Annotated in this window: 13 protein-coding genes; 7 read left to right on the top strand and 6 right to left on the bottom strand. The window is 63.2% G+C overall.

The genetic code is table 11. From position 1 onward, the window contains the following. From GBB11_RS02115 to GBB11_RS02105, 3 genes are all read left to right on the top strand, one after another. Entirely contained in the window at positions 1 to 1,539 is a 1,539-nt protein-coding gene (locus GBB11_RS02115; protein ID WP_151548850.1) for an ABC transporter substrate-binding protein, read from the top strand. Between the two features lie 98 nt (positions 1,540 to 1,637). Beyond that, positions 1,638 to 2,570 carry an ABC transporter permease gene (locus GBB11_RS02110; RefSeq protein WP_192795857.1) on the top strand — a complete coding sequence of 311 codons (933 nt, stop codon included), beginning with the start codon at positions 1,638 to 1,640 and terminating at the stop codon, positions 2,568 to 2,570. Further along, a complete protein-coding gene (locus tag GBB11_RS02105) occupies positions 2,567 to 4,930 on the top strand; it encodes an ATP-binding cassette domain-containing protein (protein WP_151548848.1) in 2,364 nt (787 codons plus the stop codon). The genes GBB11_RS02110 and GBB11_RS02105 overlap by 4 nt, the downstream gene beginning before the upstream one ends. A gap of 85 nt (positions 4,931 to 5,015) precedes the next feature. Here the strand turns inward: GBB11_RS02105 and betA are convergent, their stop codons facing one another. Then, positions 5,016 to 6,782: a choline dehydrogenase gene (gene betA, locus GBB11_RS02100; RefSeq protein WP_192795881.1), complete on the bottom strand. Its 1,767-nt coding sequence runs from the start codon at positions 6,780 to 6,782 to the stop codon at positions 5,016 to 5,018. A gap of 421 nt (positions 6,783 to 7,203) precedes the next feature. Between betA and betT the strand changes: the two genes are divergently transcribed. Together betT and GBB11_RS02090 are read left to right on the top strand one after the other, a co-directional pair. Further along, positions 7,204 to 9,294 carry a choline BCCT transporter BetT gene (gene betT, locus GBB11_RS02095; RefSeq protein ID WP_255441551.1) on the top strand — a complete coding sequence of 697 codons (2,091 nt, stop codon included), beginning with the start codon at positions 7,204 to 7,206 and terminating at the stop codon, positions 9,292 to 9,294. Positions 9,295 to 9,425: 131 nt separating this feature from the next. Then, positions 9,426 to 11,015 (top strand): aldehyde dehydrogenase family protein, encoded by a 1,590-nt coding sequence (locus GBB11_RS02090; RefSeq protein WP_192796285.1) that lies wholly within the window; start codon positions 9,426 to 9,428, stop codon positions 11,013 to 11,015. A 161-nt stretch (positions 11,016 to 11,176) separates the two neighbouring features. Here GBB11_RS02090 and glpX read toward each other — a convergent pair whose 3' ends face one another. After that, positions 11,177 to 12,184 (bottom strand): class II fructose-bisphosphatase, encoded by a 1,008-nt coding sequence (gene glpX / locus GBB11_RS02085; protein ID WP_151548845.1) that lies wholly within the window; start codon positions 12,182 to 12,184, stop codon positions 11,177 to 11,179. Positions 12,185 to 12,457: 273 nt separating this feature from the next. On the opposite strand from glpX, the gene GBB11_RS02080 reads away from it, so the two are divergent. Continuing rightward, entirely contained in the window at positions 12,458 to 13,039 is a 582-nt protein-coding gene (locus GBB11_RS02080) for a DUF4245 domain-containing protein (protein WP_151548844.1), read from the top strand. A gap of 10 nt (positions 13,040 to 13,049) precedes the next feature. On the opposite strand, the gene GBB11_RS02075 is transcribed toward GBB11_RS02080, so the two are convergent. Beyond that, positions 13,050 to 13,292 carry an exodeoxyribonuclease VII small subunit gene (locus GBB11_RS02075; protein ID WP_151548843.1) on the bottom strand — a complete coding sequence of 81 codons (243 nt, stop codon included), beginning with the start codon at positions 13,290 to 13,292 and terminating at the stop codon, positions 13,050 to 13,052. Between the two features lie 19 nt (positions 13,293 to 13,311). Next, positions 13,312 to 14,556, bottom strand: coding sequence for an exodeoxyribonuclease VII large subunit (gene xseA / locus GBB11_RS02070; RefSeq protein WP_151548842.1), 1,245 nt, complete (start codon positions 14,554 to 14,556; stop codon positions 13,312 to 13,314). 167 nt (positions 14,557 to 14,723) lie between these two features. Between xseA and GBB11_RS02065 the strand changes: the two genes are divergently transcribed. Further along, complete coding sequence (locus GBB11_RS02065) at positions 14,724 to 15,725, top strand: 4-hydroxy-3-methylbut-2-enyl diphosphate reductase (RefSeq protein ID WP_151548841.1); 1,002 nt, start codon at positions 14,724 to 14,726, stop codon at positions 15,723 to 15,725. 84 nt (positions 15,726 to 15,809) lie between these two features. Here the strand turns inward: GBB11_RS02065 and GBB11_RS02060 are convergent, their stop codons facing one another. Then, a complete protein-coding gene (locus GBB11_RS02060) occupies positions 15,810 to 17,114 on the bottom strand; it encodes a DUF6542 domain-containing protein (protein ID WP_369408534.1) in 1,305 nt (434 codons plus the stop codon). Between the two features lie 87 nt (positions 17,115 to 17,201). Further along, positions 17,202 to 18,365, bottom strand: coding sequence for a DNA recombination protein RmuC (locus GBB11_RS02055; protein ID WP_151582259.1), 1,164 nt, complete (start codon positions 18,363 to 18,365; stop codon positions 17,202 to 17,204). Positions 18,366 to 18,375: the final 10 nt, after the last annotated feature.

Below are 18,375 nucleotides of genomic sequence, written 5' to 3'. Positions count from 1 at the left end.
ATGGCAATGAACCGCCGCCGATTCCTCTCTGTCACCGGATTAAGCATCGCCGGTGCCGTACTCGCAGCCTGTGGCTCTAATAACAGCGACAGCAGCAGTGCACAGTCCTCGTCCTCCGGTGCCGCCGATTCCGCGGACGCGACCCTGACTTTCGCCTCCGTTGCTGCAGGCAGCCAAGCCTCCATCGACCCCCATGGCTCGCTGTTCTCCGAGTCCGATTGGTTCCGCCTCAGCTGCGTGTACGATCAGCTGCTCCTCAGCGATGACGGAAACCTCGTGCCGCGCCTTGCAACGAAGTGGACCCCGAACGAGGACTCCACCCGCTGGGTGTTCGATCTTCGCGAGGACGCCCAATTCGCGGACGGCTCCCCGCTCACCGCGAAAGACGTGTTCTACAGCCTGAACCGTATCGACGAAATGAAGGAACAAAACGGTGTGCGCTTGGGCACCGTGGACATTAAGGCCTCGCGCATTGTCGATGATTACACCATCGAGCTGGCGACCTCCGTGCCGGATGCGGAGCTGCCGCGCATGCTGGCGGGTTTCATCCTCGTGGTCAAGGACGGAACGACCGAATTCGATTCGCCGATCGCTTCCGGCCCATTCGTGCAGGATGCGCTGGAAGGCACCAATGCCGTCCTGAGCCCCAATGAGCACTGGTGGGGTAGCGATGCTCGGGCACAACGAGTGGAGATCAACGGCTTCAGCGATCCGCAGGCGATGGCAAACGCCGTATCCACCGGCGCAGTCATGGTTGCCTCCTCGCTCGCCCCAGCAGCCGCGAAGTCTCTCGAGCAGCAGTCCGGCTACACCATCCGGCAGCGCCCCGGCTACGAGACCTATCCGCTGCTGCTCCGCGTTGATACTGCCCCCTTCGACAAGAAGGAAGTTCGAGACGCCATCAAGCTCGCGCTGGACCGAGAGAAGCTCGTTGAGCAGGTCTTCCTAGGCTATGGATCTGTGGGCTATGACATGATCAAGCAGAACGATCCCTCGGTGCCGAAGGATGTCACCCCCATCAAGCGCGATGTGGAGAAGGCCAAGAAGCTGCTGGCCGAGGCGGGACACCCGGATGGCCTGGATCTGACGCTGCACAGCACCCAGTCCTACCCCGGGATGATGACAACCGCTACTGTTGCCGCAGCGCAACTGGAAGAGGCGGGCATTCGCGTCACGATCGAAGAGCACGCCCCTGACACCTATTGGTCCACCGCCTACACCGTGGAGCCCTTCACTGTGGGCATGTACACCAACACTCCTTTTGCGGTGACCGTGCGCCAGACGGTGCTCTCCTCCGCTGCTTTCTCCGAGACGGGCTTTAAGGACCCAGAGTTCGACAAGGACTTCGCTGACGCTATGAGCATCCAGGACGACAAGGAGCGTAACGAGGCCCTCGGCAAGCTGCACCACCGTATGGCAGAAGAAGGCGGCTGGGTCGTGTGGGGCTTCGGTAGCGGCTTGGACTGCATGGCAGATGGAGTCAGCGGCTGGCGGGATGGCTCCGCCCGCTACACCCTCGATGGGGTCGAAACCGCCTAATTCCGCACGACGCTAATCAGCTAGTCAGCTAAACAGGAGCCGCGATGAAAAAAGCCCCACCCACCGCCGATAGCAGGGCGCCGAAAGGTGCAGCGGTGATGAGCCGTGTGCTGAGCAATGTTGGCTCTGCATTTGTGACCTTGCTGGTCGTTGTGAGCATCGTGTTCCTGATTACTGCGTGGCTTCCTGGAGACTTCGCCTCCCAGCTCGCTGGGGCGAACCAGGATGCCGCCGAGCGCCTGCGCACCCACTATGACCTCGACAAGCCGTTGGTGTACCGGCTGGCTAGCTGGTGGTGGAGCGCCCTGCAGCTCGATTTGGGAACGAGTTGGATCGGGGGCACCGATGTGTTCAGTACTGTCACCCATCGATTGGGTGCCTCATCTGCCGTCGTGCTGCCCGCGTGGATCTTGGCGATGACCTTCGGTATCGGTGGGGCACTGATTCAGGCCGTGCTGCGCGGTCGCCCGAGCGCTTTTGTGCTCAGCGCATTCGTCGCGGCCTGCGCTGCGATCCCAGAGGCCATTGTGGTGGTGCTGCTCGTCCTGCTTTTCGCGGTGAAGTGGCGGCTACTACCGGCTGTGACCATGATCCCTCTCGGGGAATCACCGTGGGGATCGCCCGAGCAGCTCGTGCTCCCAGTGCTCGGGCTGGCCATCCCCGTTGCTGCCTGGGTGGCGCGGATCCTGCGCGGCCCCGCAGAGGAGCTGCTCGCTTTGCCCCTGTATGTCTCGGCCCAACGACGCGGCATGCCGTTGCTGCAGCGGCTCTGGCGTTGCGTGGCAATCCGGATGGCACCCGTGGTGCTCCACACTGCGGCGATTAGTGCCGTCGGTCTGCTGGGAGCTGGTGTGGTGGTGGAAGCGCTACTGAATTATCCCGGTGTGGGCGGGCTGCTCGCCAGCGCCCTCGGGGCACGCGACATGCCGGTGGTGCAGGGAATCGCCCTGGTGCTGTCCTGCATCGCAGTCGTGGTCTACACCAGCGCTGATGTGCTCAGCGTTGCCCTCGAGAGGCGGGTGAAGCGATGAGCGGGAAAAGAATGCGGCAGCAGCCACGCACCAGCGTGGCCGGCGCCGAGTCCCGCCGCAGCAGGCGGTGGCCAGGAACCCGGATAGCAGCTGTAGTAGTCAGCCTGCTGATGGCGCTGGTGTGCGCGCTGGTGCTCTACGGGCCAGTGCGGGCCGGCGATACGGTGCACCCAGTGTCGTTTCCCTATGACCAACAGGTGGGGCTGCTGGGCGCCGACGCCTTGGGTCGTGACGTGGGACAGCGATTATTGGCAGGCGGTGCTCGTCTTTTGGTGGCGCTGCCGATTGGTGCTGTGACCACCCTCTTCATCACTGTGCTGTCCCTTCTCGCTGTGCAACGCCCGCGGTGGAGACGGGTGGCCAACCGTCTGTCCACATCTCTGTTAGCGATCCCGGCAATGGTGGTGGTGCTTGCGGCGGCGAGTATCTTTCCGGCGTGGATCGCGGTATCAGCGGCCATGTTATTACTCGGGGTGCCGCAGGGCATGCGCCAGCTCAGCGCGGCGGCGGCGCCGCTAACGACCGCGGGCTTTATCGAATCTGCTCGGGTGCGCGGCGAAAGCACCGCCGCTATTGCTCTCCGGGAGATGGTGCCGGCGTTGTTTCCCCTCATCGTTGCCGATGCCGCAGTGCGGTGTCTGGCCGCGATGCAGTTGATGGTGAGCGTTCATATCCTCGGGCTGGGGCCCACGGCTCCCACGGCAGATTGGGCGCTCATGATCCGAGAGAATCTCTCTGGGGTCATGCTGAATCCAGCAGCGGTTATTGCCCCGACCTGCGCTATCGTTGCGCTGCTACTCGTCGTCGTCTTGTTTTTCGATGTGCTGGTCAATGCCGTGCAGCCGCCAACTCTGCGCTCTGCGCACACCCCGCAGCGTCGCGGAACCAACACTGCGGCCGCCGCGGCGCCGGAACACGGGCCTGCGGCAGCACACGAGACCGCGCCCTCTGCGCGCATCGCGGTGGAGCAGCTGCGCCTAGCATATCCGGGCTCTACGCCCATCGAGGTGCAGTCCTTGCGTGTCCAACCGGGCGAGATCCTGGGGATCAGTGGTGCTTCTGGCAGTGGAAAATCCACGCTGCTCTCGCTGCTCGCCGCCTGTCCCGCACCCGCCCTGCAGGTGACGGGCCAGGTGTGGCTGGGCGGTAGGCGCTTTCCTACTGATACGCACGCAAGCGAGCACAGCGGTAGGTGGTGGCGACGCTGGCGCCGCGAGCATTGCGGTCTCGTCGAGCAAGACGCGGCCACTACCGTGGATACGGCTCGTTCCCAATGGTCGATTATTCGAGACGGCCGGCCTCGGCGCGCGATCGATAGGGAAGCGGTGGATGCGGTTGCTCGGAGCGTGCGCCTCGATCCAGAAAAGTTTGATTCCTTGGCGCGCATGTCCGGCGGGCAGTGCACTCGTTTGGCACTAGTGCGTGCCCTGGCCCATGCGCCAGAGATTCTCGTCTTGGACGAGCCCACGACTGGTCTTGACTCCGCCGCCGTCGATGCGGTGGCGCGCGTGCTCGAGGATGCGGCAGCCCGCGGGGTTGCCATTGTTCTCAGCAGCCACGACCCGGACTTTCTGCGGCGAGTGTGCGATCAGGTTGTGGTGGTGGAAGAACAGGACACACGCACCATCATCAGGCCCTCAACCGTGGCTAAACTGCCCTGCGGAGACACAGCAGAGCGGCACGAACACCCGCCACATGCGGGCAGCGGTTCCGCTGAGGTGTCGCCGCGCCGGGAGGCGGGGCAGGGCACTGTGTTCCAAGATCATGGTGGCCTGAGCGTGCAGGGCATGGAGGTGTACACGGCGAAGGGGGAGCTGCTTCTCCACGACGTCCACTTCCGCGTGCCCGCCGGCAGCTTCACTGTGTTGAGCGGCCCGAGCGGCTGCGGGAAAACTACGCTCATCCGCTATATCTTGGGGCTTCTCGGACCCGGCCCGATTCGCGCGGAGTGCGCCTACGCCGCCCAAGACGCCGCCCAGGCGCTGCATCCTATGTTTAGCCTGCGGCATCAGGTTCGGCGCGCCGCGGTCTGCGGCGGGCACCCGAATCCGCAGGCGTACGCGGACGAGTTGCTTGCCTCGGTGCGGCTGAGCGCGGTGGCGGATCACAAGCCAGCCGCATGCTCGGGCGGGCAGCGCCAGCGCGCCAGCATTGCCCGTGCTCTCGCCGCCGGCCGGCCCATTCTGGTGGTCGATGAGCCCACCACCGGCCTCGACGCACAGCACGCCACGGAAGTCGTGGATCTGCTCGACCAGCTGGCGCAGCAGGGAACTACGGTGCTGGCGATCACCCACGATCCCACTGTGCTGCACCGCGCCGATCACGTGATCGACGTCAGCCGTTGGAGCGTGGATTCCTAGACGCTGCAGATACACCCCGTGCAGCACGGTAGGACAGAGAAAAGCGTCGATAAGCACGATACTTATCGACGCCATCTCGGGGCGATTAAATCCCGCCGCGGGGAGTGTCCGTGTGGTCCTTCGCTACCTCGCCCTCAGCGTAGAGCGGCATGTCCGCATCGGCCCGGTAGAAGGGCGCGTTATTGGGCGCCAACGGCTCGCGGCCAGCGATGAGATCGGAGGCCTTCTCCGCAATCATGATGGTCGGCGCGTAGATATTGCCGTTGGTGATACCGGGCATCACCGAGGCATCCACCACATACAGCCCCTCGGTGCCGTGGACCTGCATGGTCTCCGGATCGACTACCGCCATCTCATCGGAGGCGGGCCCCAGCTTCGCGGTGCAAGAGGGGTGAAGCGCGGTCTCGCCGTCGTTGCGCACCCACTCCAGGATCTCCTCGTCGCTTTGGACGGAGGGGCCGGGGGAGATCTCGCCGTCGGTGTACTCGCGCATGGCCTCGGTGTCCAAGAGCTCGCGGGCCACGCGGATCGCCTCTACCCACTCGCGCTTGTCTTGGTCCGTACTCAGGTAGTTGAACAACATGCTGGGCTTGGCGTGCGGGTCATCGCTGGTGATGCGCACGTGGCCGCGGGCATCGGAATACATCGGGCCCACATGGAACTGGAAGCCATGGGCGGCGCCGGAAGTGGTGCCGTCGTAGCGGATCGCCGCCGGAAGGAAGTGGAACATCAAGTTGGGATACTTTTCCCCCTCATTCGAGCGCGCGAAGCCACCCGCCTCAAAGTGGGAAGAGGAGACCGGGCCCTTCTTGGACACCAGCCACTGCGCCCCAATGAAGGGGCGCTTCCACATCTTCAGAGCCGGCATGATCGACACCGGCTTGGTCACGTTGTACTGCACATAGACCTCGAGGTGATCCTGCAGATTCTCGCCCACGCCAGGCAACGGGGCCACCACGTCGATGCCGTGCTCCTGGAGCAGCTCCGCCGGGCCGACACCCGAGAGCTGCAGCAGCTGCGGAGTGTTGATGGCGCCGCCGCACAGAATCACCTTGTCGGCGTACACGCGGCGGGTATGGCCCTTCCACTCATATTCCACGCCCACGGCCTTGGTGCCCTCGAATAGGACACGGCGGGTGAAGGCGCGGGTGCGCAGCTCGAGATTGTCTCGGTCGAGTGCGGGGTGCAGATAGGCGCGAGCCGCGGATTGACGAGTGCCGCCAACAATATTGCGGTCGAAGGGGGCGAAGCCCTCCTGGCGGTAGCCGTTGACGTCATTGGTCAGCGTGTAGCCGGCTTCCTGCACAGAGCGGAAAAACGCTTGGAACAGCGGGGTCTGGGCGGGGCCCCGGGTGAGCTTCAGCGGGCCATTGTGGCCGCGGCGGGGATCATCCTCATCCGCCGCGAGGGCAGTCTCCATGCGGTTGAAATAGGGCAGGCAGTGGGCATAATCCCAGTCCTGCATCCCCTCAGAATCCGCCCACTTTTCATAATCCATGGGGTTGCCGCGCTGAAAAATCATGCCGTTGATGGAGCTCGATCCACCCACCACCTTGCCGCGGGCGTGGTAGATGCGGCGGTTGTTCATCTCCGGCTCGGGGTCGGACTCGTACTGCCAGTCATAGTGCTTGTTCCCGATGGGGAAGGAAAACGCGGCAGGCATATGCACGTAGAGATCCCACAGTGAATCCATGCGGCCGGCCTCGAGTACCAGCACATCAGTATCGGCGTCCTCGCTGAGGCGGGCAGCAATCACGGAACCGGCGGAGCCACCGCCCACCACAATCACATCGCGTCGCTTCTCCTGCACGAATTCCACAGTGTCCTCGGCGAGCCCGAGACGCTTTTTCACACCGTTCTTCAGGCTGTCGCTAAAACCCAAGATGAACAATCCTCCTCTTGACAGAAGTCTGACAAATGATCACAACCTACCGAACTAATGCTAATGACTTTCGTGTCCCGCTGGCTACCACACAGTGTTCCGTAGCATGTCAGCGGCGTCCTACAGTGCCCTACGCTGGAGTAATGAGTGTCGATTCGGCAGGCAGGAGGGGCGGGGGAATACCTCGACAAGGGGGCTTAGTCGGTTGTTTTCTGGGGAAGTTTAATGCACCCTCGAAAGCACGTGGAAGGTTTTTTCATGTTTAACTCCCTTTCATAAGTACGTGTGTGGACAAACATATTTTTAAGGAAGTGAGAGCGTGAGCCTAGAGTCCAGATCAACAAATAGAAAAGAAAGAAGTGACGAGCGCCAAGCCGAGGATTCGTCTGGCGTGGCAGCCGCAGAAGAGCGCAGCACCAGCGACGGCATCGCGCAGAAGCCAAAGGTGAACATGCCGGTCTTCGCCATCTCTGTGCTGGGCGTATTCGCCATGGTGCTGTGGGCTGCTCTCGCGCCGGAGTCCGCCGAGTCCGCGCTGGGATCGATCACCGCCTGGATCTCGGTGAATCTCGGCTGGTTCTATATTCTCACCGCCACCGCGGCGGTGGTGTTTGTTCTGGTGATCGCACTCGCCCGCACCGGCACGGTGCGCCTCGGTCCGGATCACTCGCGCCCCCAATTTGGTCTCTTCTCCTGGTCCTCAATGCTCTTTGCCGCCGGTATCGGCGTGGACCTCATCTTCTTCGCCGTCGCCGAACCGGTGACCATGTACTACAACCCGCCAGTAGGGGATGCGGAAACCCGCAAGGCCGCAGAGGACGCGGTGGTGTTCGCGCTCTTCCACTACGGCATTAGTGGCTGGGCCCTCTATGCGCTTATGGGCATGGCCTTTGGCTATTTCGCCTATCGCTTGAACATGCCGCTGGCCTTGCGCAGCGCGCTCTATCCGCTCATCGGGCGCCGCATACATGGCCCCATCGGCGACTCGGTAGACATTGCCGCCACCCTCGGAACGGTATTCGGCATCGCGGCCTCCCTCGGCATCGGCGTGGTGCAGCTGAACTACGGCTTGAAGATGGTCTTTGGCATCGAAGAAGGGCCCGCCGCGCAGATCATCTTGGTCACGATCGCCGTGGCGGTCGCCACCGTCTCCGCCGTATCAGGTGTGGATCGCGGCATTAAGCGGCTCAGCGAATTGAACGTGGTCATCGCGCTGGTGCTCATGTTTTTCGTGGTGTTCACGGGGCGCACCGCCTTCCTCTTCGATTCGCTCGTGATGAACGTGGGGGACTACGCCGCGAACTTCGTGGATTGGACACTTGATACCTACGCCTTCTCGGAAACCCCGCAGGCTACCCGCGACTGGTTAGCCTCCTGGACTCTCTTCTTCTGGGCATGGTGGGTGGCTTGGGCGCCCTTTGTGGGGCTCTTCCTTGCTCGCATCTCCCGTGGCCGCACTATCCGCCAATTTGTGTTCGGTACGCTCACCATCCCGTTCCTCTTCATCGTGATGTGGATGAGCTTCTTCGGTAACTCCGCCTTGGATCGCATCATCGGTGGAGACGACGAGTTTGGCGCCGTGGCCATGGCGGAACCCCAGCGTGGGTTCTATGACCTCATCCAGTCCTATCCCGCCGGCATGATCCTGGTGGTGCTGGTGACCGCTGTGGGGCTGCTGCTCTACATCACCTCGGCGGACTCGGGGGCATTGGTGTTGTCGAACTTCACCTCGAAAATCGAAAATAGCCGCCAAGACGGCCCCAGCTGGTCGCGCATCGTGTGGTCGGCCATTGTCGGTGTGCTCACCCTCGTGCTGTTGGCCATCGATGGAGTGGTGACCGTGCAATCAGCCACCATCGTGATGGGCCTGCCGTTTACCGTGGTGATCTATTTGATCATGTACAGCCTGTGGAAGTCCTTGCGCATCGAGGCCTATAAATCTGAGGCGCGCATGGTGGCCATCCACTCCGCGATGTCGGGCCGCCTGCGCAGCCGTGGCGGCTGGCAGGGCCGCCTCGAGCGGGCCATCAACTGGCCCTCGGCCGAGGATGCACAAAGCTACATGGTGGATGTGGCGAAGCCGGCCATGGAGAAGGTGACACAAGAAATCCGCCATCTCGGCTTCGCTAGCCTGCTGCTGTACTCCGAGGTTCCCGATTCCGAGGTCAGCCAGCTGGATCTCACCGTCAGCTTCGGCGAAGAGAAGGACTTCCGCTTCCAGATCTACCCAGTGGTGGGCGAGGTTCCCTCCTATGCCGGCAAGGCCACCGCGGACTCCGAGTGCTACTACCGGCTCGAGGTGCACGACCTCCAGGGATCCTTGGGCTATGACGTCTACGGCTATAGCGAAGAGCAGCTTCTTAATAGCGTGCTCGATCTCTTCGAACGTCACCTAGAGTTCCTGCACATGCAGGAAGGAAACCGCGGCAATACCGACGTCTCCGATGGGGCCGCCCCTGCCCGTGTGTGGGAAGAGAACTAGCCACGAGCCTGCCCGCTGGGCAGGCGCACCACAGTGTCCGATAGTCCGCGTCCCTACGCCACCGGAACAAGATAGGTAGCGTGGACTGTTGGCATAAACCATTCTGAAATATTCCCCGATGAAAAAGGAGTGTGTTCGACGTGGCCACAACCCCGTCCGAGCCCGTATTCGACCCCACCACCTGCGCTCTCCTCGAGGGAGTGCACGGGGCTGAGGGACCCGCCTCGTTGTTTATTGCCGGCCGCTGGCAGCCAGCAGCGTCCGGCGAGACCCGCACGATCAGCTGCCCGGCAGACGGCAGCGTCGTAGGAGACGTCTCGGAAGCCGCCGATGCGGATACGGAGCGGGCTATCGCTGCTGCGCGCGAGAGCTTCGACGCCCAGGTGTGGAGTCAGGTTCCCGCGGTGGAGCGCGGCGCCCTGCTGCTGCGCGTTGCTGCCGCTATCCGTGACAATAAGGACACCTTCGCCTGCGCCGAAGCTGCCGATACTGGCAAGCGCGTCGTGGAGGCCGAGGCCGATATGGATGACATCATCTCCAGCTTCGAGTACTTCGGCACCTTGGCACAGCATGATGCGGGTCGGGTAGTGGACCCAGGAAATGAGAATGTGCGCTCGCGCGTCGATGTCGAGCCCATTGGTGTCTGTGGCCTGATCACTCCTTGGAACTACCCATTGCTGCAGGTGGCGTGGAAGGTGGCCCCGGCGCTGGCAGCCGGCAATAGCTTCGTGCTCAAGCCCGCCGAGCTCACTCCGCACACCGCGATGCTGCTTATGGCAGTGCTGCGGGAGGCCGGGCTTCCCGATGGGGTGGCCAATCTGGTCACCGGCGCCGGTGCGGCCTGCGGCAACCCGCTATCCCAGAGCCCCGATGTCGATATGGTCTCCTTCACCGGCGGGCTGCAGACCGGCAAGCTCATCGCCCGCAACGCCGCAGAGACGATTAAGAACATCGCTCTCGAGCTGGGGGGTAAAAACCCGAATGTGATCTTCGCGGATGCGGACTTCGACGCCGCCGTGGATAACGCACTCAATGGCGCCTTCGTCCATTCCGGTCAGGTGTGCTCCGCAGGTGCCCGCATTATCGTGGAGGAATCCATCGCCGAGCGCTTCACCGAGGCGCTGGTGCAGCGCGCCAGCGCCATCAAGCTCGGTGGCCCGCGGGATGAGGCCGCCGAAACTGGGGCGCTGATTTCGGAGGAGCATCTGAACAAGGTCTCCGCCTATGTGGACCGCGCCAAGGAACAGGGCGCCACTATCGCCTGCGGTGGCCGTCGCGCTACCGCGGAGGATTCCTCCGCAGGCAATGGCACTGGTGCCACCGATCTCGCCGCGGGCTATTTTTACTTGCCCACCATCATCACCGGCTGCGATCAGAGCATGGACTGCGTACACGATGAGGGTTTCGGACCCGTGGCCACTATCGAGACGTTTACCACGGAAGACGAGGCTGTACGCATTGCCAATGACACCACCTATGGCTTGGCTGGTGCGGTGTGGACCAGCAACGCCGGTCGCGCCGAGCGGGTAGCCCGCGGCATGCGCCACGGCACCATCTGGATCAATGACTTCCACCCGTATCTGCCGCAGGCAGAGTGGGGCGGGATGAAACAGTCCGGCATCGGCCGCGAGCTGGGGCCGACCGGCTTGGAGGAGTACCAGGAAAAGAAGCACGTGTATCACAACATTGCTCCCGCAGTGACTGGCTGGTTCGCCGAGTAGTGTCCAGTCAGCAGCCGACTAGCGCTCGGTAGCGCCGGCGCAGCCCGCACACCAGACAACACCACCTCTCTGGCGGTACCGGATGATCATCCGAGTTTCCCGCCAGAGGGGTGGTGTCTGTTTACCCCAGTCGTCCGTAGAGGGCAGCAGTGGGGTGAGTCTTAGTCCAGCTTGGTGTAGTCCACCACGGAGTACTCCTGCAGCTTGGCAAGCTGGTGGGTGGATTCAATGAAGCGGATGGTGCCGGACTTCGAGCGCATCACCAGCGAACGGGTGGTGGCGCCGTTGCGGCGGTAGCTCACGCCACGCAGCATGTCACCGTTGGTCACACCGGTGGCCACGAAGAAGCAGTTGTCCGAGGACACCAGATCGTCGGTGGTGAGCACGGTATCGAGTTCCAAGCCGGCGTCCTTGGCCTTTTGTACCTCGGCGTCATCGGTGGGGGCCAGGATGCCTTGGATCTCGCCGCCCATGCACTTCATGGCGCAGGCGGTGATGATGCCCTCGGGGGTGCCGCCGGTGCCCATCATGATGTCCACGGAGTTGGTGTCCTGGGCGGCGGCCACGGCGCCGGCCACATCGCCGTCGCGAATGAGGCGCACCTTGGCGCCTGCCTCGCGGATATCCCGGATCAGATCGTTGTGGCGGGGGCGGTCCAGCACCACCACGGTGACGTTGGTGGGATCAATGCCCTTGGCCTTGGCTACGGCGTGGATGTTGTGCTTGACCGGCGCCTCGATGTCAATGGTGCCGGCGGCCTCGGGGCCCACGGCGATCTTGCGCATGTAGAACACTGCGGAGGGATCGTACATGGTGCCGCGCTCGGCGGCGGCGAGAACAGCGATGGCGTTCGGGCGGCCCTCGGCCATCAGGGTGGTGCCGTCCACCGGGTCGACGGCGATATCCACCTCAGGGCCCTCACCGGTGCCCACCTTTTCGCCGTTGAACAGCATGGGGGCTTCATCCTTTTCGCCCTCACCGATGATCACGACACCACGCATCTGCACGGAGTTGATGAGCTTGCGCATGGCGTCCACAGCGGCGCCGTCGCCCTTCTTCTTCTGGCCGCGACCAACCCAGCGGCCGGAGGCAAGCGCGGCCGCCTCAGTCACGCGAACAAGCTCCAACGCCAGGTTCCGATCGGGGATCTCCAAAGAATGGTTAGACATAGGTGTAAAGCCTCCTGCAGGCAAGTAGCGCTTCGCTCACATCATCATGTGAGAGCCGGTTAGGTGAGCGTGGGTGGCGGTGGCGCATAACCACCGAGTGGGAATGAGAACCCAGCTGCACAACCCACACTGTCTATTGTTGCACTCTTGTGCAGCGCGTGCGGCGATTTATGCACCCGAAATGGGGCTCTGTGGCGGCTGTCATGCCCAAGCGGGCATTCGTCGGCCGGAGCAATTGGGAGTGGCCTCTACGTCTCTGCCATACTTGAGCCCGTGGCGAGCGAAAAACCCAAATTGTTCCAAGACAGCCGAGATATCGGCATGACCCTTCTGGTGATCATGGGCATCGCGGCAGCGTCGGTGGCGTTTACCGGTTTGTGCACCTTTAATACCGGCGCCCCGGAAAACGGCCCGGTGCAGGAAGTCGATGCCTCCACCGTGCTGCACATGGAGGCGCGGGCCGTGGACTTTGAGCTGCGCCAGCCCGCTGACCCCGAGGGCTGGATCACTAATTCGGCGCGCCGCGGCAGCGTCAATGGCCAGCCCGCGGTGATTCAAGGATGGGTGACCACAGGCGGCGCCTATCTTCAGCTGATGCAGAGCAATCAGCCTTTGGAGGATGTGCTGCGAGCCAATGACTCGGGTCTAAAAACCAAGGGCGAGCCCGTGAGCGTGGCCGGCATGGATTTCACCACCTATATCAAGGAGGATCGCCACGGGCGTGACCTCTGGGGAGCGGATCTCGGAGACGTGCGCATAGTCTTAGCCGGTAGCGCCGATGCCGAGGATTTTGCCACGCTCGCTGAAGCCTATGCGGCGGCAACACCGATTGAGGTCAGCGTCGATAAGCCTTAATGCGCGAGCGCTACTCGGAGAGCGCATCCTCTACTTTTTTGCGGGCCCCCGCCAGCTGCTGTTCACAGCGCTTGGCGAGGGCCTCGCCGCGTTCCCAGTACTTCAGTGACTCGTCGAGCGACATCTGCCCGAGCTCCAGGATGCGCACGATCTCAATGAGCTCGTCGCGCGCGGCCTCGTAGTTCAACTCCTCGATGGGAGTGAAGCTGTCATCATTTGGGGTGCCGTGGCCATAGGTGTTGGGGTTGGACATGGAAATCTCCTTGGAATTTTTAGTCTTTGGGGAAGGTCTGCATGGACACTGCGGCGATGGAACCATCGGCCACTCTGATGCGCATATTGGTGGCTGGGCCAGCCTGCTCGATGGAGGTGACCACCTCCGGATCAGAGCCATCCCGAGGCAGCGCCTGCACCACCGCATAGCCACGGGCTAAAGTGGCGGCCGGTCCCAACGCCGTCACCTGGGCGCGCAGGCTGGAGGTCTGGGTTTCGGCGCGAGAAAGACTGTGCTCTATGGTGCGGCGAATCCGCTCGCGCGCCTGTGTGATCTGCTCCTCGCGCTGGGTGATCGGCAGATAAGGATCGGCGAGCACCGGACGGCTGCGCAGCGCCTGCAGCGCCTCCTCCTGGCGGGCCACCCAGCCCCGCAGCGCCTGGGCCAAACGGCTACTGGCCTCGGCCAAGAGCTGGCGCTCGGCAACCACATCGGGCACCACGCGCTTGGCGGCATCGGTGGGGGTTGCGGCGCGCAGATCGGCCACATTGTCCAGAATGGGGGTGTCTGGCTCGTGTCCGATCGCAGAGACCACAGGGGTGCGGGCCGCGGCGACGGCGCGCTGCAGCGACTCCTCAGAAAAGGGCAGAAGATCCTCCACCGAGCCGCCGCCACGCGCAATGATGATCACGTCCACGCTCTCGTCCTCGTCGAGGGTGCGGAGCGCGTCGATAATCTCCGGCACCGCGCGCGAGCCCTGAACGGCGGTATTGATCACCCGATAATCCACCTCGGGCCAGCGGTCTTTCGACACTGCCAACACATCGCGTTCGGCGGCCGAGCCGCGGCCAGTAATCAGCCCAATCCGGTTGGGTAAAAAGGGCAGCGTCTGCTTGCGTTCTGGGGCGAAAAGCCCCTCGCGCTGCAGCGTCTCCCGCAGCTGGGCGATGCGCGCCAGCAGCTCGCCGATGCCGACGTGGCGGATCTCCGTCACCCACAGGGAAAAGGAGCCGCGGCCCTCATAAAACGCGGGGCGGGCATAACACACCACCCGGTCGCCGGTGGTCAGCGGCGGTTCATGGTTGAGCACCATCTGCGTGGGCACAGTGAGCTGCACCGAGGTTTCTTTCTCCACATCACGCAGCGTGAGATAGGACAGCTTCCAACTGGGCTTCGTACTAATTTGTGCGAGCTCGCCTTCCACCCACACGTGCCCCAGCCGCTGAATCCAGCCCTTGACCTTGGAGTTCAACAGACTGACGGACCAGGGGCTCTCTGCCGAGCTTGCCGCTTGTTGATTCATAGTCTTCTTTGCCTATGCGCTTATCGACGTCGCCTCCCCACACATTCACCGCATGGGCAGCGCCCTGAGCGTCGATGATGCGGCGAGGAAAAGAACAGACATTCAGTCTAGCGGGCTAGGCATGGCTGTGTGGTGTGCATGCACGCAAGGCAAGTACTGTTGAGCGCATGAGTTCACCTGCTACCTCAACTGCGACGAACCCCCACGCCGCTGGCGTGAAGAAAATTCTGCTGGCCTCGCCGCGCGGCTATTGCGCGGGCGTGGACCGGGCAGTCGAAACCGTTGAGCGTGCGCTGGAGAAATATGGCGCTCCGGTGTACGTGCGCAAAGAAATCGTGCACAACAAATACGTGGTCGAAACCCTAGCTAAGGCGGGGGCGATCTTCGTCGACGACACCGACGAGGTTCCGCCCAACGCCCACCTCGTTTTTTCCGCCCACGGCGTGTCCCCGGCGGTGCACGCGGCCGCCGCGGAGCGCAACCACGACACCATCGACGCCACCTGCCCGCTGGTGACGAAGGTGCACAACGAAGTCAAGCGCTTCGCCAAGTCCGGCTATCACATCATCCTCATTGGCCACGAAGGCCACGAGGAGGTGGAGGGCACCGCGGGCGAAGCCCCGGATGTGGTGCACCTTGTGGATGGACTCGAAGGAATCGAGGCCCTGCCCGAGTTTCTGCACGAGGAAAAACTCATCTGGTTATCGCAGACCACCTTGTCGGTAGATGAAACCATGGAAATCGTCGACAAGCTCCATGAGGTCTACGACAATCTCGAGAACCCGCCGAGCGATGACATTTGCTATGCCACCCAGAACCGCCAGGTGGCGGTGAAGAAGGTGGCCGAACAAGCGGAACTGATCATCGTGGTGGGCTCACAGAACTCCTCTAACTCCAAGCGCCTAGTGGAGGTCGCCCTCGATGCCGGTGCCGCCAACTCCTATCTGGTGGACTACGCCAACCAAATTGATCCCGCGTGGTTAGAGGGCGTGAGCACGGTGGGCATTACCTCCGGTGCATCCGTGCCGGAAATCCTGGTTCAAGAGGTGGTGGAGTACCTCGAGGGATACGGGTTTGGGGATGCCGAGGAAGTAACCACCGCGCAGGAGAAGATCGTCTTTTCTCTGCCGCGGGTGCTGCGTCCCAGCGATCGCACCAAGAAGCGCTAACGCACGACGAGATAGCGGCCAGCGCGGCCCCGACGGAGGTGTCGGGACCGCGCTGTTCTTTGTGCTTCTGCTCTGTGTGGGCGTTTAGTACCCGCGGCGGGGAGGTGTACGAAAGCCGTAGGAGTCGGGATCGTCGGGGCGCCCAGGGAAGGGTTCGCGCCGGGGCTCGCGGCGCGGATTATGGGGTGCGCGGGAGCCGCGATAGCTGCGCTGCTTGTCCTGCGCGCCACGCTGCTCTGAGCGATAGCCTTCCGTGTGGGTGCGCGGGGGCATATCGCCGCCTCGGGTCGTGCTGAAGTCGCGGGAGGCGCGTGGCTCGCGCATCCCCCGAGAGTCCAGGCGGCCGCTCAGCCGGCCGCGCTCATCGCGTTTGAGGCGACGGAAACGGTTCTCGTGGTCCGGCCGTCGGATGCGTGGCGTGCGATGCTGCTGTGCATCTGCACGGCGCGGGTATGTGCCGTCGTTCGAGGCACCAGGGCGGGGCGTGTCCTTCGGACGGGGGCCGGTGTGCGGCTGGGCGCTACCGCGGGGTGCCGCCGCAGCGGGATCGCCGGGCGTGGGAGCAGGCGGTTGCGGTGCGCTCGGCGTGTGCGGGCGAGGAATACGCGGGGAGCGGATCTCCTCATAGTCGCCGGCACGGGTCGGCGCCTCGGGGCGGGCCGGTGCCTCGGGATGGTGAGGCGCGCCCTGTTCGAGGGGACTAGAGTGCTCGCTGGCCGGCTTGTGCTCCCGCGGGAAGCCACGCTTCTTCGAGCGCTTACGATCCCCGCGGTTGCGCTCCAACAAGTCTTCGACGGTGACCTCGGAATTGCCCGACTCGCCGCGATAGCGGCGGGAGCGGTTGGCCGCCTCCCGGGCGCGGGCCGTGGTACTGAGATTGCGGCGATCCGAATCGCTGGCCCGTTTGCGCTGGGCGCTGAGCTTGCGCTCGAGTTTCACATTGGTGCGGCGATGATGCAGATAGCGCAGCACCGCGATCGCCGCAGCGCTGAGGGTGACCACGATGAGAGTGGGGAAGAACTGCGCGAGCGGATAGATCAGAGTCAAAAGCTCCGTCTTGGATAATCGCCCATCGCCGCCGTTGACGGAATTGGACTTGCCCAGCAAAAGCGCCGCACACGGGGTGGCGATACCGAAGATCACAGGAATCTGCGCCACGGTGAGGGTCAGGCCGCGGGGTTCCACCCAGAGCACCGTCGCAAGGGCACCCACGGCGAAGGCCATGAGGTATAAGGCGCCCAAGGACTGCTGATTGAGACTGATCACAAGCCCGGTGAAAAGGGATGCGATCAGGATCGAGGTGGAGGACCACGTGGGCAAACCCGAAAAACCACCGCGCGGTGACGAATGGCGGTGAGCTGAGGGATTATGTCGTGGCTGGGTTGGCACGAACCGATATCTTACCTATTCACCATGTGTTAATCCACGAGGAACGCCGCCGCGGCGGTGTTCTCAGGCTTCTCAGAATACGGCGATCTAGTCTGTCAACCCCTCGTGCCGAGCGCGCATCCCCTGCGCATGAGGATAATCTGGCTGAGCTGCGTGCCGCGGCCGGGCGGGGGAGGTGCGGATCTCAGCGGGGGCAGTGATCGGCCGTGCAGTGCCACCAACCGAGGATGTTTCTTTTAGCTTCCTCGCGCTCACCAATACCCGCGAGTCGAGGGAGGCCATGGCCGCGTTATAGGTGTCTACTGATTTCTCGAGGCTGGCGCCCATGCGGGTGAAATGCTCGGTCATTGTGCCGAGGCGGCGGTAGAGCTCATCGCCGAGCTGCTGGATGGCGGCGGCCTGCTCAGAGACCTCATAGTGTTGCCAGCCCAGCGCCACAGTGCGCAGCAACGCCATCAATGTCGATGGGGTGGCGAGCACGATATCGCGGGAAAAGGCGTATTCCAGCAGCTCCGGATCGGCGCCGAGGGCGGCGTCGAGGAAAGGATCGGCGGGAACAAAAAGCACGACGAATTCGGGAGTGGGCTGAAACGCTGACTGGTAGTCCTTGCTGGACAGGGCAGTGACGTGGCTGCGCAGCAGATGCGCGTGCCGCCGGAGATAGCCGGCGTGTTCTTCCGGATCGGTGGTTTCAAGCGCATCCAAATACGCGCTATAAGGGGCCTTGGCATCCACCACGATGTGCCGCCCACCGGAGAGGTGGATGAGCATATCTGGTCGGACGCGGCTGCCCTGTGCGCTCACGGTGGTTTGGGTATCGAAGTCCACATGCTTCACCATGCCGGCAAGTTCCACCACCCGTTCGAGTTGTACCTCGCCCCAGCGGCCCCGCACCGTGGGGTTTTGTAATGCCGTGACGAGTTTGGAGGTGTGATCCGAGAGCCGTGCCGAGGTACGCAACATGGTGTGGAGGTGGCCGCTGAACTCGGCATGGGCCTGGGTTTGGCGGCGCTCCATCTGGTTGAGGTGCTCGTTGAGCGCAGACATCGTGGCCTGCAGCGACGCCAGATGAGACTCTAGGGCTGGGGCAGGGGAGAGTGCCGGCTGGTCTTGTGCTTCGAGTGCTTGGGGATCCGTCGGGCGCGCCTGCCCATCTGCGCCCCGCTCAACGTTGCCGCGGGCTATCCAGCCGAGCACCAGGCCGACCACGAGCGCAATGAGGGCAAGAAGGATCGCGGCAAAGCTAGTCATGGCTCCCCAC

Origin of the sequence: Corynebacterium sp. 74A (genome assembly GCF_008930665.1) — a bacterium.
GTDB classification, from domain to species: domain Bacteria; phylum Actinomycetota; class Actinomycetes; order Mycobacteriales; family Mycobacteriaceae; genus Corynebacterium; species Corynebacterium megadyptis.
The sequence above is the reverse complement of the archived record's forward strand: the minus strand, read 5'-3'. Positions and strand labels throughout refer to the sequence as shown.

What these genes read in the sequence shown, in the direction of transcription:
- GBB11_RS02065 (WP_151548841.1), top strand. Translation starts at nt 14,724, where the DNA reads ATGAGTTCACCTGCTACCTCAACTGCGACGAACCCCCACGCCGCTGGC.
- GBB11_RS02055 (WP_151582259.1), bottom strand. Translation starts at nt 18,365, where the DNA reads ATGACTAGCTTTGCCGCGATCCTTCTTGCCCTCATTGCGCTCGTGGTC.
- xseA (WP_151548842.1), bottom strand. Translation starts at nt 14,556, where the DNA reads ATGAATCAACAAGCGGCAAGCTCGGCAGAGAGCCCCTGGTCCGTCAGT.
- glpX (WP_151548845.1), bottom strand. Translation starts at nt 12,184, where the DNA reads ATGTCTAACCATTCTTTGGAGATCCCCGATCGGAACCTGGCGTTGGAG.
- GBB11_RS02115 (WP_151548850.1), top strand. Translation starts at nt 1, where the DNA reads ATGGCAATGAACCGCCGCCGATTCCTCTCTGTCACCGGATTAAGCATC.
- GBB11_RS02110 (WP_192795857.1), top strand. Translation starts at nt 1,638, where the DNA reads ATGAGCCGTGTGCTGAGCAATGTTGGCTCTGCATTTGTGACCTTGCTG.
- GBB11_RS02075 (WP_151548843.1), bottom strand. Translation starts at nt 13,292, where the DNA reads ATGTCCAACCCCAACACCTATGGCCACGGCACCCCAAATGATGACAGC.
- GBB11_RS02105 (WP_151548848.1), top strand. Translation starts at nt 2,567, where the DNA reads ATGAGCGGGAAAAGAATGCGGCAGCAGCCACGCACCAGCGTGGCCGGC.